The 15,690-nt window shown below is 65.6% G+C and carries 14 protein-coding genes, 1 tRNA gene and 1 pseudogene; 8 read left to right on the top strand and 8 right to left on the bottom strand.

Annotation, left to right across the window (positions count from 1 at the left end; all coding sequences use genetic code 11):
- The first annotated feature begins 141 nt into the window (after positions 1-141).
- Positions 142-1,707, top strand: coding sequence for a serine hydrolase domain-containing protein (locus M5I08_RS12090; RefSeq protein ID WP_219065871.1), 1,566 nt, complete (start codon positions 142-144; stop codon positions 1,705-1,707).
- A gap of 26 nt (positions 1,708-1,733) precedes the next feature.
- Here the strand turns inward: M5I08_RS12090 and M5I08_RS12085 are convergent.
- From M5I08_RS12085 to M5I08_RS12070, 4 genes are all read right to left on the bottom strand, one after another.
- Positions 1,734-1,805, bottom strand: a tRNA-Val gene (locus M5I08_RS12085).
- Between the two features lie 125 nt (positions 1,806-1,930).
- Positions 1,931-2,392 (bottom strand): peroxiredoxin, encoded by a 462-nt coding sequence (locus M5I08_RS12080; protein ID WP_219065929.1) that lies wholly within the window; start codon positions 2,390-2,392, stop codon positions 1,931-1,933.
- A complete protein-coding gene (locus tag M5I08_RS12075) occupies positions 2,392-2,814 on the bottom strand; it encodes a DUF3052 domain-containing protein (protein ID WP_219065870.1) in 423 nt (140 codons plus the stop codon). Before M5I08_RS12075 ends, M5I08_RS12080 begins: the two co-directional genes overlap by 1 nt.
- 114 nt (positions 2,815-2,928) lie before the next feature.
- A complete protein-coding gene (locus M5I08_RS12070) occupies positions 2,929-3,480 on the bottom strand; it encodes an Rv2240c family protein (protein ID WP_219065868.1) in 552 nt (183 codons plus the stop codon).
- Between the two features lie 162 nt (positions 3,481-3,642).
- On the opposite strand from M5I08_RS12070, the gene aceE reads away from it, so the two are divergent.
- The 7 genes from aceE to M5I08_RS12035 all read left to right on the top strand — a co-directional run bounded on the left by aceE (position 3,643) and on the right by M5I08_RS12035 (position 13,386).
- The gene (gene aceE, locus M5I08_RS12065; protein WP_219065866.1) at positions 3,643-6,441 is read left to right on the top strand and encodes a pyruvate dehydrogenase (acetyl-transferring), homodimeric type; all 2,799 of its coding nucleotides are present in this window, start codon (positions 3,643-3,645) and stop codon (positions 6,439-6,441) included.
- A 92-nt stretch (positions 6,442-6,533) separates the two neighbouring features.
- Complete coding sequence (locus tag M5I08_RS12060) at positions 6,534-7,847, top strand: PucR family transcriptional regulator (protein ID WP_219065865.1); 1,314 nt, start codon at positions 6,534-6,536, stop codon at positions 7,845-7,847.
- A 113-nt stretch (positions 7,848-7,960) separates the two neighbouring features.
- Positions 7,961-8,893 (top strand): ACP S-malonyltransferase, encoded by a 933-nt coding sequence (locus M5I08_RS12055; protein WP_219065864.1) that lies wholly within the window; start codon positions 7,961-7,963, stop codon positions 8,891-8,893.
- 100 nt (positions 8,894-8,993) lie between these two features.
- On the top strand, positions 8,994-9,341 hold the full coding sequence (gene acpM / locus M5I08_RS12050) for a meromycolate extension acyl carrier protein AcpM (RefSeq protein WP_219065863.1): 348 nt from the start codon (positions 8,994-8,996) through the stop codon (positions 9,339-9,341).
- Positions 9,338-10,588 carry a 3-oxoacyl-ACP synthase KasA gene (gene kasA / locus M5I08_RS12045; protein ID WP_219065862.1) on the top strand — a complete coding sequence of 417 codons (1,251 nt, stop codon included), beginning with the start codon at positions 9,338-9,340 and terminating at the stop codon, positions 10,586-10,588. The genes acpM and kasA overlap by 4 nt, the downstream gene beginning before the upstream one ends.
- Positions 10,589-10,673: 85 nt before the next feature.
- Positions 10,674-11,933: a 3-oxoacyl-ACP synthase KasB gene (gene kasB, locus M5I08_RS12040; RefSeq protein WP_219065861.1), complete on the top strand. Its 1,260-nt coding sequence runs from the start codon at positions 10,674-10,676 to the stop codon at positions 11,931-11,933.
- A 31-nt stretch (positions 11,934-11,964) separates the two neighbouring features.
- On the top strand, positions 11,965-13,386 hold the full coding sequence (locus tag M5I08_RS12035) for an acyl-CoA carboxylase subunit beta (RefSeq protein WP_219065859.1): 1,422 nt from the start codon (positions 11,965-11,967) through the stop codon (positions 13,384-13,386).
- A gap of 14 nt (positions 13,387-13,400) precedes the next feature.
- Here the strand turns inward: M5I08_RS12035 and M5I08_RS12030 are convergent.
- The 4 genes and pseudogenes from M5I08_RS12030 to M5I08_RS12015 form a co-directional block, all read right to left on the bottom strand.
- A pseudogene (locus tag M5I08_RS12030) lies at positions 13,401-13,760 on the bottom strand (SDR family oxidoreductase); the annotation flags it as partial.
- On the bottom strand, positions 13,754-14,152 hold the full coding sequence (locus M5I08_RS12025) for a hypothetical protein (protein WP_219065858.1): 399 nt from the start codon (positions 14,150-14,152) through the stop codon (positions 13,754-13,756). The gene M5I08_RS12025 and the pseudogene M5I08_RS12030, both read right to left, overlap by 7 nt.
- 38 nt (positions 14,153-14,190) lie before the next feature.
- Positions 14,191-14,793 carry a TetR/AcrR family transcriptional regulator gene (locus tag M5I08_RS12020; protein ID WP_249763269.1) on the bottom strand — a complete coding sequence of 201 codons (603 nt, stop codon included), beginning with the start codon at positions 14,791-14,793 and terminating at the stop codon, positions 14,191-14,193.
- A 255-nt stretch (positions 14,794-15,048) separates the two neighbouring features.
- Complete coding sequence (locus tag M5I08_RS12015; RefSeq protein ID WP_219065854.1) at positions 15,049-15,675, bottom strand: TetR/AcrR family transcriptional regulator; 627 nt, start codon at positions 15,673-15,675, stop codon at positions 15,049-15,051.
- Positions 15,676-15,690: the final 15 nt, after the last annotated feature.

Here is a 15,690-nt window from a genome sequence, read left to right as displayed (position 1 = left end):
GGTCCAGCAATACGACGGAGTATGCAGGGCTACCGGTAGAAGTCGCCGTTTTCCAGATCATGACCGCGGATCGCACCGGTGACATAGCCTGGGCCGTAGGTGTCTGAAAGATGAAGCTGGCGTCGAACCCGGAGCGGTCCAATGTTCGGTAGGCCATCTGCGCGAAAGGCCCTGGCTGCTGGAACTGCCTTGCTTGTACTGGCTGCAGCTTGCTCACGTGGCTATGCAGCGCACACAGCGGTAAGCGAAAGCGCGCGGGCCGCGCAGGGGCCGGCTGCGGCTCCCCCACACGCGCAGGTCGCGCAGGGGCCGGCTGCGGCTCCCCCACACGCGCAGGTCACGCAGGCGCCGGCTGCGGCTCCCACAGCTGACTTCGCGACGGTCTCCAAGCTGATGAACGATGCGATTGCGGCACAGCGGTTGCCCGGTGGTGTGGTTGTGATCGGGCACGCCGGCCAGATCGTCTTCCACCAGGCTTTTGGCTCACGCAAGCTTGCCGGCGAACCGGGGCTAGATGGATCGCCCGGACCCGCGGAGCCCATGACCGAGGACACGATCTTCGACCTGGCGTCGTTGACGAAGCCTCTGGCAACGGCGACTGCCGTCATGCAGCTTTACGAACAAGGCAAGGTTGCGTTCGACGATCCCGTGCAGAAATATTTGCCTGACTTCAACACGGCGAACGATCCACAGCGTGCACAAGTGACGGTTCGCATGGTGCTTACGCACACTTCAGGCGAAACGGAAGACCTAAACCTGCAAGATCCGTGGGGACTTGATGGCGCCGATAAAACAGGGGGCATTCATCGTGCGCTTACCACGCCGCTGCAATCGGGTCCCGGTGAAGTTTTCCGCTACTCCGACATCAACTTCATTCTGCTTGGCGCGCTGATCGAGGAAGTCACCGGCGAGGCAGAAGACGTTTATGTTCAGCAGAATGTCTTTGCGCCGCTTGGCATGACGGAAACCCGCTACCTTCCGCCGGTCAAAGCATGTGGCCCACACACGATCAGAGGAGCTGCGATCGCCTGGTCTCCCCAGCCAAGCGAGCTGGTCGCCTGTCCTGCAGACACCTGGAGCACCAGCCTGTTGCCGCGCATCGCACCGACCGCAATTGACGACCAAACCAACGCCGGTCCGAGCAGGAATCCCGACTACGATTACCTGCTTCGGGGCACTGTGCATGATCCGACGGCGCGCCGCATGGGTGGGGTGGCCGGGCATGCCGGTGTGTTCTCGACGGCGGGCGACGTCAGAATCTATGCGCAGGCCCTGCTCGATCGGCTTGCCGGACGCCCGAGCAAGTTTCCGCTCAAGCAAGCGACGCTTGAGTTGATGACAACTCCTGAACAGCCCGGACATTCGGCTGGGCAAGTCGAGGCAGCCAACGATGCCGCCCGAGAAGCTATCGCGAAGACACCCAACACAACTGATCCGCTGCTCGCTCCGCGCTATCCGGCGATCAACGGACAAAACCTGTTCGGCTTTGGCTGGGATATCGATACTGTCTTTTCCGTGCGGGGCATGGTCTTTCCCATCGGCAGCTTCGGCGCCACCGGCTTTACCGGGACGTCGCTTTGGCTGGACCCAGCCTCAGATACCTACGTAATTCTGCTCGCGAACTCAATCCATCTGCGAGGTAGTCCACCGATCACGGATCTGCGAGGCGAAGTGGCCACCGCGACGGCCCGGGCACTCCGCCTTTAGCAGGCGTCATCGGCCATGACTTCCGGTGGGCGCGGACGGTATCGAACCGCCGACCGCTGGTGTGTAAAACCAGAGCTCTACCACTGAGCTACGCGCCCGTGCGGCGCAAAGATACCGCCCCGACCACTCGGCGCCCAAAACGCCCACAAGCCCCGCAGCGAGCGTGCGTCGTTGTACGCGCCAGTCGGCGTGTCGGCGTACAGACGCGCACGCTCGCGCAAAATCAGTCCTTCAGCGCCGCCAGCGCGTCTGTCCAAAGTCGCTGATCGCGGACTTCGCCGGGCTGCTTCACCTCGGCGAACCGAATCGTCCCCGACCGGTCGACGACGAAGGTACCGCGGTTGGCGTAGCCGGCGTCGTCGTTGAACACACCGTAGGCCTGGCTGACCGCGCCGTGCGGCCAGAAGTCCGAGAGCACCGGGAACAGGAAACCGCTCTCTGCGGCCCACACCTTGTGAGTGGGCGGCGGCCCCACCGAAATGGTCAGCGCCACACTGTCGTCGTTCTGGAAGTCCGGCAGGTGATCACGCAGCTGACCGAGCTCGCCCTCGCAGATTCCGGTGAAGGCAAGCGGGAAGAACACCAGCAGCACGTTTTTCGCGCCGCGGTATTCGCTGAGGGTGACCAACTGCCGGTTCTGATCGCGCAGCGTGAAGTCGGGTGCCCTAGAACCGACTGTCAGCATCAACGGCGCCCGGCACGCGACTTCGGCTGCATCAACCGGCTCGCGCTCCAGTCCCCCAGGTTGACCGACGACGTCGGCATCAGCCCGGCTGTAGGGGCGGCCTCTGCGATCTCGGCAGGTAGCACGTGACCAGGCCGGCCGGTCTTGGGCGTAAGCACCCAGATCACGCCGTCGTCGGCCAGCGGCGCGATCGCGTCCATCAAGGTGTCGACCAGGTCGCCGTCGCCGTCACGCCACCACAGCAGTACGACGTCGATGACTTCGTCGGTGTCTTCGTCGAGCAACTCGCCACCGCAGGCGTCCTCCACGTCGCCGCGGATATCGTCGTCGGTGTCCTCGTCCCAACCCCACTCCTGGACAACTTGCCCCTTTTGAATGCCCAGTTTGCGGGCATAGCTCGGGGCGTCATCCGCCGCGACCACCGTGCGATCCTCCCTTTCAGCCTCAAGCCGGTCTGTTCCAAGCCTGTCGAGCGCCAACGCGCCGCGCGACGGCATTCATCGTTGCACAGCACGTAGCCTTGCACATCCAGCAACTCATATGGCCGCTCGGCACTGCTTGACGGCTTCGGTTTTGGTGTCGTTGAACTGATTGACGCGCTGATTGAACGCGTCCATCCCGCCATGCGACCGGATGGTGTTCGCCAGGTCGCGTGCCGCATCGGCATAGGCGTTCAGCGCATGCTGCAGGTCGGCGGACAGCGGACCACCGCTGTTGCCTGTGACCAGATCGGCGCTGTGGTTGAGGGTGTCGATGGCCGGACCTTCGGCGGGTGTGGTGTCGCGGCCCTGGTTGTACGCCTCGACGAAGTCGTTCACCTTGTCGACGGCGTCTTTGCTGCTGGCGGCAAACGACTCACACCCGCGGATCACGGCCTGCGTGGTCAGCGACTGCTGACGCCGCGACTCCCGGATGCTCGACGCCGAGACCGACACGGATACCGACTCCCGATACGCCGGAGCCATCACGGTGTCGGCGATCGGGGTGCCGTCGGTGACGCTGGTACAGCCGACGATCGCCATCAAGATCGTCGCGACGCCGCCGGTCGCCCGCGCCCAGGTGTGCGGTCGCCGCCATCCGATCAGCACACCGTGTGAGGTTACCGGGTCGCGGCATGGGAAAGCTTCGACGGGGACTACGCGGCGCGGTCGACGGTGCGGCACGATAGGAGGGACCCGACTGGGGCCCGGACACCGATCGACGGCGAGGTCAGCCAAAAGCAGACCAGCCGTCACACAAGGAGTACTGAGTTGACTACCGAGTTCGTAGGCCACGATCTGGCGAAAAACCCAACCGGCGCAAGCAAACCCGATCGGGTGCGGGTAATCCGCGAGGGTGTGGCGTCCTACCTGCCGGACATCGACCCGGAGGAGACCGCCGAGTGGCTGGAGTCCTTCGACGCGCTGCTAGAGCGCTCGGGGCCGTCGCGGGCGCGCTATCTGATGTTGCGCCTGCTCGAGCGCGCCGGTGAACAGCGGGTCGCGATCCCGGCGCTGACGTCCACCGACTACGTCAACACCATCCCGACCGAACTGGAGCCGTGGTTCCCCGGCGACGAGGACGTCGAGCGGCGCTACCGGGCGTGGATCAGATGGAACGCCGCGATCATGGTGCACCGGGCGCAGCGTCCGGGAGTCGGCGTGGGTGGCCATATTTCGACCTACGCCTCATCCGCGGCGCTCTACGAAGTCGGCTTCAACCACTTCTTCCGCGGGAAATCACACCCGGGTGGCGGCGACCAGGTGTTCATCCAGGGCCACGCCTCTCCCGGCATTTACGCCCGCGCCTTCCTGGAAGGCCGCCTGTCCGCCGACCAGCTCGACGGCTTCCGTCAGGAGCACAGCCACCCGGGCGGCGGCCTGCCGTCCTACCCGCACCCGCGGCTGATGCCCGGGTTCTGGGAGTTCCCGACGGTGTCGATGGGCCTCGGTCCGATGAACGCGATCTATCAGGCCCGGTTCAACCACTATCTGCATGACCGCGGTATCAAGGACACCTCCGACCAGCACGTGTGGGCATTCCTCGGCGACGGCGAAATGGACGAGCCGGAAAGCCGGGGATTGCTGCACGTCGGTGCGTTGGAGGGTTTGGACAACTTGACCTTCGTGATCAACTGCAACTTGCAGCGCCTCGACGGCCCGGTACGCGGCAACGGCAAGATCATCCAGGAGCTGGAGTCGTTCTTCCGCGGGGCTGGCTGGAACGTCATCAAAGTGGTCTGGGGACGCGAGTGGGACGCGCTGCTGCACGCCGACCGCGACGGCGCACTGGTGAACCTGATGAACATTACCCCTGACGGCGACTACCAGACCTACAAGTCCAGGGACGGCGGCTACGTCCGGGAGCATTTCTTCGGACGCGACCCGCGCACCAAGGCGCTCGTCGAGCACATGACCGATTCGGAGATCTGGAACCTCAAGCGCGGCGGCCACGATTACCGCAAGGTCTACGCCGCCTACCGCGCCGCCGCCGACCACAAAGGACAGCCGACGGTGATCCTGGCCAAGACCATCAAGGGGTACGCGCTGGGCGCGCACTTCCAGGGGCGCAACGCCACCCACCAGATGAAAAAGCTTGCGCTGCAGGATCTCAAAGATTTTCGCGACGCCATCCGGATCCCCATCAGCGACGCCCAGCTAGAGGAGGATCCCTACCTACCCCCGTACTACCACCCGGGGCCGGAAGCTCCGGAGATCCGCTATCTGCTCGATCGCCGCCGCGCGCTGGGTGGCTTCGTCCCGGAGCGACGCACCACGGCCAAGACCCTGACGCTTCCGGGCCGTGATGCCTACACGGCGTTGAAGAAGGGTTCGGGCCAGCAGGAGGTGGCCACCACCATGGCAATCGTGCGCACCTTCAAGGAAGTGTTGCGCGACAAGGAAGTTGGGCCGCGAATCGTGCCGATCATCCCCGACGAGGCACGCACTTTCGGCATGGACTCGTGGTTCCCGTCGTTGAAGATCTACAACCGCGACGGCCAGCTCTACACCGCCGTCGACGCCGAGCTGATGCTGGCGTACAAGGAAAGCGACATCGGCCAGATCTTGCATGAGGGCATCAACGAGGCCGGATCCGTCGCGTCATTCACTGCGGCCGGCACGTCGTACTCGACGCACAACGAACCGATGATCCCGGTCTACATCTTCTATTCGATGTTCGGCTTCCAGCGCACCGGCGATGGCCTGTGGGCTGGAGGCGACCAGATGGCGCGCGGCTTCCTGCTCGGGGCCACCGCGGGGCGCACCACCCTGACGGGCGAAGGCCTGCAGCACGCCGACGGCCATTCGCCGCTGCTGGCGAGCACCAATCCGGCGGTGATCGCGTACGACCCGGCGTTCGCCTTCGAGATCGCCTACATCATCGAAAGCGGGCTGGCCCGGATGTTCGGCGGGGAGAACGCCGAAAATGTCATGTTCTACATCACCATCTACAACGAGCCGTATGTGCAGCCGCCGGAACCGGAAAACTTCGACCCCGAAGGCCTGCTGCGGGGTATCTACCGTTATCAGGCGGCCAAGGAAAGCCGCGCCAACGCGGCTCACATCTTGGCTTCCGGAGTGGCAATGCCCTCGGCGCTGCACGCCGCCGAGTTGCTGGCCGCCGAATGGGACGTCGCCGCGGATGTGTGGTCGGTGACCAGCTGGAGCGAGCTGAACCGCGACGGCATTGCCGTCGAGAAGGAGAAGCTGCGCCACTCGGACCGCCCGGCGGGTCAGGCCTACGTCACCCGGGTTTTGTCCGAGGCCCGCTCGGGACCGAAAATCGCCGTGTCGGACTGGATGCGCGCCGTACCCGAACAGATCCGGCCGTGGGTCCCGGGTACCTATGTCACGCTGGGCACTGACGGGTTCGGCTTCTCCGACACCCGGCCGGCCGCCCGCCGCTACTTCAATACCGACGCCGAATCTCAGGTCGTCGCGGTGCTGGAGGCGCTGGCTCGCGATGGCCACATCGACCCGTCGGTACCGGTCGCGGCTGCCCGGCAATATCGGATCGACGATGTGCAGGCCGCGCCGACGCAGACCTCCGACCCTGGTCCGGGCGCCTAGCCGTCTGCTAAGTGTGCGGCCGGCCGCACGCTCACACATCGGCACGCGCGTCTTTGGCGCAATCATACAGAAAACTGCTGTAGCTTTTAGGGATGCCTGACAAGCAGTTTGCGACGTCGCGGTCAACGCTGGAGCTACTGGACAGCGTCCCGGAGTCGCTGCTGCGGCGGTTGAAGCAGTATTCCGGCCGGTTTTCCACCGAGGCGGTCTCGGTCATGCAGGACCGGTTGCCGTTCTTCGCCGAGCTGGAAGCGTCCCAGCGGGCCAGCCTCGCGCTGGTGGTGCAGACCGCCGTGGTGAACTTCGTGGAGTGGATGACCGACCCGCACAGCGACGTCAACTACACCGCCCGCGCTTTCGAGCTGATGCCACAGGATCTGACTCGGCGGATCGCACTGCGTCACTCCGTCGACATGCTGCGGGTCACCATGGAGTTCTTCGAAGAGGTCGGCCCGTTACTGACCCGCTCCGACGAACAGCTGGCCGCGCTGACGGTGGGCATCCTCAAGTACAGCCGCGACTTGGCCTTCAGCGCCGCAACGGTCTACGCCGATGCGGCCGAGGCCCGCGGCAGCTGGGACAGCCGGATGGAGGCCAGCGTGGTGGACGCGGTGGTGCGCGGCGACACCGGGCCCGAGTTGCTGTCCCGCGCGTCCGCGCTGAACTGGGACACCACCGCGCCGGCGACGGTGGTGGTGGGAACGCCTGCGCCGGGCCGGGAAAACCATGCCAGCCAAGACGTTCGGGATATCGCGATCCACCACGGTCGCGCCGCCCTCACCGACGTGCACGGCACTTGGCTGGTGGCGATCGTGTCCGGCCAGTTGACACCGACCGAGAAGGTCTTCGACGCACTGCTGGACGCGTTCTCCGATGGTCCGGTGGTGGTCGGCCCGACGGCGCCGATGCTGACCGCGGCCTACCACAGCGCCAGCGAGGCCATCGCTGGGATGAACGCCGTGGCCGGCTGGCGGGGGGCGCCGCGGCCCGTGCTGGCCCGCGAGCTGCTGCCCGAACGGGCTCTGATGGGCGACGCATCGGCCATCGCGGCATTGCACACCGACGTGATGCGGCCGCTGGCCGACGCTGGCCCGACGCTGACCGAAACCCTCGACGCCTACCTCGACTGCGGCGGCGCGATCGAAGCCTGCGCCCGCAAGTTGTTCGTTCATCCAAACACCGTGCGCTACCGACTCCGGCGTATCGCGGACTTCACCGGCCGTGATCCCACCCAGCCACGCGACGCGTACGTCCTTCGGGTGGCCGCCACCGTGGGCCACCTTGCTTACCAGGCGCAGCAGTCCAGCCTCGCCAGCCACATCGTGACGCCGGTCATGCCGCCGACGCAAAGGAACCTGGTCACCCCGTCTAAGAGCGGTGCAAGCGGCCGACAGGTCGCGGGATGATCTCGAATACGTCGCATCGCGTGCCTTTTTGTGGAATGTCCACAAAAACCTAAGACAAGGTTCATAATGTGTTACACGGCGCAAAACCGTCTTCACAGTGTTCTCTTAGAGACGTGATTGCATTGCTCGCCCCCGGCCAGGGATCGCAGACCCCCGGCATGCTGTCGCCCTGGCTGGAACTGCCTGGTGCAGCAGAGCGCTTGTCGTCGTGGTCGACGGCCAGCGGCCTGGATCTGGCGCGACTGGGCACCACTGCGTCGACCGAGGAAATCACCAACACCGCGATCGCCCAGCCGCTGATCGTCGCCGCCACACTGCTCGCGCACGAAGAGCTGACGAGGCGAGGCCTACTGGCCGGCGAAGAGGCCGGCAAAGAGGCCCACAAAGATGCCATCGTGGCCGGACACTCGGTCGGTGAAATCGCCGCCTACGCGATCGCCGGGGTGTTCTCGGCCGACGACGCTGTCGCCCTGGCCGCCACCCGCGGTGCCGAAATGGCCAAAGCCTGCGCCGACGAGCCGACGGGCATGTCCGCAGTGCTCGGCGGTGACGAGGCAGATGTGCTGGCCCACCTGGAGCAACTCGACCTGGTTCCGGCGAACCGCAACGCCGCCGGCCAGATCGTGGCCGCCGGTCGCCTCAGCGGGCTGGACAAACTTGCCGAAGACCCGCCAACCAAGGCCCGGGTGCGTGCATTGGGCGTCGCCGGAGCGTTCCACACCCAGTTCATGGCGTCCGCGCTCGACGGCTACGCCTCGGCGGTGCAAAACGTCGCGACCGCGGAACCGACCGCCGTTCTGTTATCCAACCGCGACGGCCAGCCGGTATGCTCAGCCAACGACGCGATAGAGAAGCTTGTCGCACAGTTGGTTCACCCGGTGCGCTGGGATTTGTGCAGCAAGACGCTGCGCCAGCGAAATGTCAGGGCGATTGTCGAGTTCCCCCCTTCGGGTGCTCTGAGTGGCATCGCCAAGCGTGAACTTCGCGGGGTACCGACGCGTGCCGTCAAGACTCCCGCAGACCTGGATGGTTTGACCGAGCTGTAAAACCCTCGCCGCAGAGCCGGATCAGGAAAACCTGTCCGCCTACAAGCGCACACGCACGTCAAATTAGCAGTAACACAACATATTACGAAGGGAACTGAACGTGGCTGTCAGTCAGGAAGAAATCATCGCCGGTATCGCCGAGATCATCGAAGAGGTCACCGGTATCGAGCCCTCGGAGATCACCCCGGAGAAGTCGTTCGTCGACGACCTCGACATCGACTCGCTGTCGATGGTTGAGATCGCGGTGCAGACCGAGGACAAGTACGGCGTCAAGATCCCCGACGAGGACCTGGCCGGCCTGCGCACCGTCGGTGACGTCGTCACCTACATCCAGAAGCTCGAGGAAGAAAACCCCGAGGCCGCCCAGGCGCTGCGCGCCAAGCTCGAGACCGAGAACCCGGAGGCGGCTGAGTCGGTTCGCGCCAGGCTGGAAGCCGACCACCAGTGACCAAACCTTCCACTACCAACGGCGGTTTCCCCAGCGTCGTGGTAACCGCCGTCACGGCGACGACATCGATCGCGCCGGACATCGAGGGCACGTGGAAGGGCTTGCTGGCCGGCGAAAGCGGCATCCGCGTCCTCGAAGACGAGTTCGTGACGAAGTGGGATCTGCCCGTCAAGATCGGCGGCCACCTCAAGGAGTCGATCGACGATCACATGAGCCGGCTGGACCTGCGCCGGATGTCTTACGTCCAGCGGCTGGCCAAGCTGCTCTCCGGTCAACTCTGGGAGAACGCAGGCAGCCCGGAGGTCGACCCCGACCGGTTCGCCGTCGTGATCGGCACCGGTCTGGGCGGCGCCGAGCGGATCGTCGAAAGCTACGACCTGATGAACGAAGGCGGCCCCCGCAAGGTGTCGCCGCTGGCCGTGCAGATGATCATGCCCAACGGCGCCGCGGCGACCGTGGGTCTGCAGCTTGGAGCCCGCGCCGGGGTGATGACGCCGGTGTCGGCCTGTTCGTCTGGCTCGGAGGCCATCGCGCACGCGTGGCGGCACATCGTCATGGGTGACGCCGACATCGCCGTGTGCGGCGGTGTGGAGGGTCCGATTGAGGCCCTGCCGATCGCGGCGTTCTCGATGATGCGCGCCATGTCGACCCGCAACGATGACCCCGAAGGGGCATCGCGTCCCTTCGATAAGGACCGCGACGGCTTCGTGTTCGGTGAGGCCGGTGCACTGATGATCATCGAGACCGAGGAGCACGCCCAAGCCCGGGCGGCCAAGCCGCTGGCCCGATTGATGGGCGCCGGCATCACCTCCGACGCGTTCCACATGGTGGCGCCTGCACCGGACGGCGTGCGCGCCGGGCGGGCGATGACCCGGTCGCTGGAGTTGGCGGGCTTGTCACCCAAGGACATCGACCACGTCAACGCTCACGCGACTGCTACGCCGATCGGTGACACGGCAGAAGCCAATGCGCTGCGAGAGGCGGGTTGCCAGCACGCTCCGGTTTATGCGCCGAAGTCGGCGCTGGGCCACTCCATCGGTGCAGTGGGTTCCCTGGAATCGGTGCTGACGGTGCTCACACTGCGAGACGGCGTCATTCCGCCCACGCTCAACTATCACACCCCCGATCCCGAGATCGACCTCGACGTCGTCGCGGGCGAGCCGCGTTATGGCGACTACCAGTACGCCATCAACAACTCGTTCGGCTTCGGCGGACACAACGTCGCGCTGGTGTTCGGACGGTACTGAGCAAGCAGAACGTCCGGCAACGATGCGGGCCGCAAACAGCCCGAGGATGAGCCGGACAAGCGGGAAAGGAACGTCCGAAATAACAATGGCAAGGTTGGCCACGGGGAAGGGCTTCCCCAACATCGTTGTCACCGGGATCGCCATGACGACCGCCGTGGCAACTGATGCGGAGACCACATGGAAGTTGTTGCTGGATGGGCAAAGTGGAATCCGTCTCCTCGACGACCCCTTTGTGGAGGAGTATGACCTGCCGGTTCGCATCGGTGGGCATCTCCTCGAGGAGTTCGACAGCCAGTTGAACCGCGTCGAGAACCGCCGGATGGGTTACCTGCAGAAGATGGCCGCGGTGCTGAACCGGCGGGTGTGGGAAAACGCCGGTTCGCCACAGGTGGACACCAACCGGTTGACGGTGTCGATCGGCACCGGCCTGGGCTCCAGCGAGGAGCTGATCTTCGCCTACGACGGCATGCGCGCTCGTGGCATGAAGGCGGTCTCCCCGTTGGCCGTGCAGATGTACATGCCCAACGGCGCTGCCGCGACGGTGGGACTGCAACAGCAGGCCAAGGCCGGGGTGATGACCTCGGTGTCGGCGTGCGCGTCCGGCTCGGAGGGCATCGCCCGCGCCTGGCAGCAGATCGCGCTGGGCGAGGCCGACATCGCGATCTGCGGCGGTGTTGAGACCAAGATAGAGGCGGTGCCGATCGCCGGTTTCGCCCAGATGCGCATCGTGATGTCGAGGAACAACGACGACCCGGCCGGCGCCTGCCGCCCGTTCGACAAGGACCGCGACGGCTTCGTGTTCGGAGAGGCCGGCGCGTTGATGGTCATCGAGACCGAGGAGCACGCCAAGGCCCGCGGAGCCAACATCCTGGCCCGGATCATGGGGGCCAGCGTCACGTCGGACGGGTTCCACATGGTGGCGCCCGATCCCAACGGAGAGCGGGCCGGGCACGCGATGACGCGGGCGATTCAGCTCGCAGACCTCACCCCGGCCGACATCGACCACGTCAACGCCCACGCCACCGGCACGTCTGTCGGTGACTTGGCCGAGGGCAAGGCCATCAACAACGCGCTGGGCCCGCACGGCGGAAACGCGGCGGTGTACGCGCCCAAGGGCGCGCTGGGCCACTCGGTCGGTGCGGTCGGCGCGGTGGAATCGATCTTGACCGTGCTGGCACTGCGCGACCAGGTTGTTCCACCCACCCTGAACCTGGTCAACCTGGACCCGGAGATAGACCTCGACGTGGTGGCGGGCGAGCCGCGGCCAGGCGACTACAAGTACGCCGTCAACAATTCGTTCGGCTTCGGCGGGCACAACGTGGCAATCGCGTTTGGCCGCTACTAGATCGAACCATCACTGAAACAGGAGATCTGCGATGACGACCCTGGCCCCGGATACGGTTGACGAGTCGCTCGACCCGCGTGATCCGCTGCTGCGGCTGCGTAGGTTCTTCGACGCGGGCAGCGTAGAGCTGTTGCACGAGCGGGACCGCTCCGGTGTGCTGGCCGCCGCCGGAACCGTAAACGGCCTGCGCACCATCGCTTTCTGCACCGACGGCACCGTGATGGGCGGTGCGATGGGCCTCGAAGGCTGCACGCACATCGTCAACGCCTACGACACGGCCATCGAGGAGCAGAGCCCGATCGTGGGCATCTGGCACTCTGGAGGCGCCCGGCTGGCCGAAGGCGTGCGCGCACTGCACGCCGTCGGGCTGGTATTCGAGGCGATGATCCGGGCGTCCGGATACGTCCCGCAGATTTCCGTGGTGGTCGGTTTCGCCGCCGGGGGCGCCGCCTACGGGCCGGCACTGACCGACGTCGTCGTGATGGCACCGGACAGCCGGGTGTTTGTCACCGGGCCCGACGTGGTGCGCAGCGTGACCGGCGAGGAGGTCGACATGGCGTCGCTGGGCGGCCCGGAAACTCACCACAAGAAGTCCGGGGTTTGCCACATCGTCGCCGACGACGAGGCCGACGCATACGAGCGTGGCCGCCGGTTGGTCGGATTGTTCTGCCAGCAAGGGCATTTCGACCGCCGCAAAGCCGAGGCGCATGACACCGACCTGCATGCGTTGTTGCCGGAGTCGCCGCGACGCGCCTACGACGTGCACCCGCTTGTCATCGCGTTGCTCGATGACGACGCGCCGTTCGAAGAGTTCCAGGCCAAGTGGGCGCCGTCGATGGTGGTCGGCCTGGGCCGCTTGTCGGGCCGCACGGTCGGCGTGCTGGCCAACAACCCGCTGCGGCTCGGCGGTTGCCTCAACTCCGAAAGCGCCGAGAAGGCAGCGCGTTTCGTGCGTCTTTGCGATGCATTCGGCATCCCGCTGGTCGTGGTCGTCGACGTTCCGGGCTACCTACCTGGTGTCGACCAGGAATGGGGCGGCGTGGTGCGCCGCGGCGCGAAACTACTGCACGCGTTCGGTGAGGCCACAGTCCCGCGAGCCACCCTGGTTACCCGAAAGATCTACGGCGGCGCCTATATTGCGATGAACTCGCGTTCTTTGAACGCCACCAAGGTGTTCGCATGGCCCGACGCCGAGGTCGCCGTGATGGGCGCCAAGGCAGCCGTCGGAATTCTGCACAAGAAGAAGCTGGCGGCCGCGCCGGATGACGAGCGCGAGGCGTTGCACGACGAGCTTGCCGCCGAGCATGAGCGGATCGCCGGCGGCGTTGACAACGCGATCGACATCGGTGTGGTCGACGAGAAGATCGACCCGGCCCACACCCGCAGCAAGCTCACCGAGGCGTTGGCCCAGGCACCACCACGACGCGGGCGCCACAAGAACATTCCGCTGTAGTTTCATCGCGCGGGCTAGCGGGTGGTGTAGCCGCCGTTGGCGAAGATGGTCTGCCCGGTCACCCAGTGGCCCTCGTCGGCCAGGAAAAGCACCAGCGGCGCGATGTCCTCGACGCGGGTCAGCCGATTGTCCATCGCCTGCGACTTGTGGAACTCTACCCGCTCCGGTGTCTCTTGCGGATAGAAGAACGGGGTGTCCATCGGCCCCGGCGCCACATTGTTCACCGAAATGCCACGTGTACCAAACTCTTTGGCAGCAGCGCGGGTGAAGTGTTCAACCGGGCTCTTGGCGCCGGCATAGGTAGAGTAGCCGTCGGTGAACGCGGCCAGCAGCGCGGTCACGATGGTGATCACCGAGCCGCCGTCGTTCAGGCGCACCGCTCCTTATCCTCGGGCGAAAGATCGCACCGTTCCAGGAATTCCATCGCAGCGAAGTTGTCCTGGAGCGGATTTCCCCGCGGCAGCAACTTTGCCGCTGTCAGCAACAGCGCGCCGCGTCCGCAGCCGAGGTCGAGCATCCGTTCATCGCCCCGCAAACCGATTCCAGTGAGCAGGCGTGCCCATACTTCGAACTTCGCTCGTCGGCTCAACCGCCAGATGCTGAGCCCGGCGGCGATCAATGAGACGCCCAGCGCGGCGGCGGCGAGTCGCGGCAGGGCACGTCCGGTCGTCAGCCGTAGGCCGGCGACAACCGCTGCGGCAACGCACAACAACACATAGCCGACGAACACGACCGGCGCCGGAATAGATCGGTAGTCCCCGTCCACCCGTACCGCCCTCGTGGCGGATGAAATCCGTTGCCACCTCAGTCATCCTGATCGCCGCCGTAGGTCGCCGCCCGGTGGTCTCGGGCGAGTCGTTCGAGGATCGGAAGAGCCTTCGCCGCAGCACGTTTCACCGCGACGCCGCTCGGCGCATCACTTGGCTCGAAAGCCCGCAGCACAGTGTCGGCGAGCTGGTCGGCCTTCTGCTCCAAGGTCAGCGTGATCGTCTGCGGGTGAAACGGTTCTGCCGCAAAGAAACCGAAGACGATCGCGGGCAGGGCGTAGTCGAGATCCTGCACATGCAGGTCGGGCCGCGGCATGGACTCCGCGGCGAGCACACCCAGATAGTCGCGGTTGACACCGAGCTTTGTTTCCTGCAGCCGCTGATGATGCGCCGCGGCGAGAAAAGTACCGAGGGTATCGGCGTCGCGGGTGTACGGCGCTCGCAGCACCGGACAGTTCATCGCCTCGACGAACAGCCGCCGCAGGTAGCGGTGCAGCGCGACCTCGGCCGGGTCGTTGCGGACCGCGTCAACGACCGCGTCGGTTATCGCCGCCGCTTCGCGGGCGCTGACCGCGTGGAACACCTCCTCGCGAGAGCGCCAGTGTTCTCGCCGGTCGCCGCGGAAGCGTTCCACCACCATGACAGCCGTTTGGCGCCGAGATCGACACCAGCGCCAAGAATCCGAAGAAAATGCGCGCTAACGTCGACCTCGGCGCCGGCAACGCCTGGACTCAGGACGAGCATGGCCAGCAGCGCCGAAGTGGCCAGGCCGCCTGCGCCTGCGCCGACGATCAACACCGGGACATGCGTGACACTCATCGCCACCTCCCTTCCATACGGAACTGATTAGTTCCGTCTAGACCAATGTGGCGCCGTCGGCTGCAACGCGCAACTGCTAACGCGTCGGTGCGCCGGCGAGCGGCAAGATCACGTCTTCGAGCACCCTCCGAGCGTAGACCCGGTCGATCGGACGCCCGGTCATCACCCGCAGCACGTTGAGGCCCAACGCGACGTCGGGTATCAGACTCAGATCGCGGTCGGCCGGTATCTCCTTGCGAGCCACCGCCTGGTCTAGCACCACGCGGACCACATGTCGCGGGGCCGACAGCACAAGGTCATCCAAGGCCGCGGCCAGGACGGGATTGTGCATCGCCGCCGTCGCCACCCCGATAACCACCTGAATTGTGTGCAGCTCAGCGTCATTCAGGTCAGGTACAGCTGCGACCAGCGCCTCGATGTCGCCGCGAAGGCTGCCGGTGTTCGGCGGCTCGACGGGCCCCAGGCGCCGTCTCCAGAGGGCGATCGCATCCGCCACCACCACGGCCTTCGACGGCCAGCGACGATATATCGCGGCCTTACCCACGCCGGCGCGGGACGCGACGTCGTCCATGCTCAACCGGTCATAGCCCCGTTCGGCCACACCTGCCAGTGCAGCATCGAGGATGGCTGTGTCCAGCGACCGGTCCAGGCGTCCGTGGCTTCGTGCCGGGCGCCGGGTCGTCTCCGGCTGGCCGCTCTCCATCGTGTCCCCTAGCCG

This window comes from Candidatus Mycobacterium methanotrophicum (genome assembly GCF_023515995.1).
GTDB lineage: Bacteria > Actinomycetota > Actinomycetes > Mycobacteriales > Mycobacteriaceae > Mycobacterium > Mycobacterium methanotrophicum.
This window is presented reverse-complemented; position numbering and strand designations above follow the sequence as displayed.

Bases quoted from the DNA above. Each gene is read 5' to 3' on its own strand.
- M5I08_RS12090 (WP_219065871.1), top strand. From the start codon at position 142: ATGTTCGGTAGGCCATCTGCGCGAAAGGCCCTGGCTGCTGGAACTGCC.
- M5I08_RS12080 (WP_219065929.1), bottom strand. From the start codon at position 2,392: ATGCTGACAGTCGGTTCTAGGGCACCCGACTTCACGCTGCGCGATCAG.
- M5I08_RS12060 (WP_219065865.1), top strand. From the start codon at position 6,534: ATGCCTGACAAGCAGTTTGCGACGTCGCGGTCAACGCTGGAGCTACTG.
- kasB (WP_219065861.1), top strand. From the start codon at position 10,674: ATGGCAAGGTTGGCCACGGGGAAGGGCTTCCCCAACATCGTTGTCACC.
- M5I08_RS12035 (WP_219065859.1), top strand. From the start codon at position 11,965: ATGACGACCCTGGCCCCGGATACGGTTGACGAGTCGCTCGACCCGCGT.
- M5I08_RS12020 (WP_249763269.1), bottom strand. From the start codon at position 14,793: ATGGTGGTGGAACGCTTCCGCGGCGACCGGCGAGAACACTGGCGCTCT.
- M5I08_RS12015 (WP_219065854.1), bottom strand. From the start codon at position 15,675: ATGGAGAGCGGCCAGCCGGAGACGACCCGGCGCCCGGCACGAAGCCAC.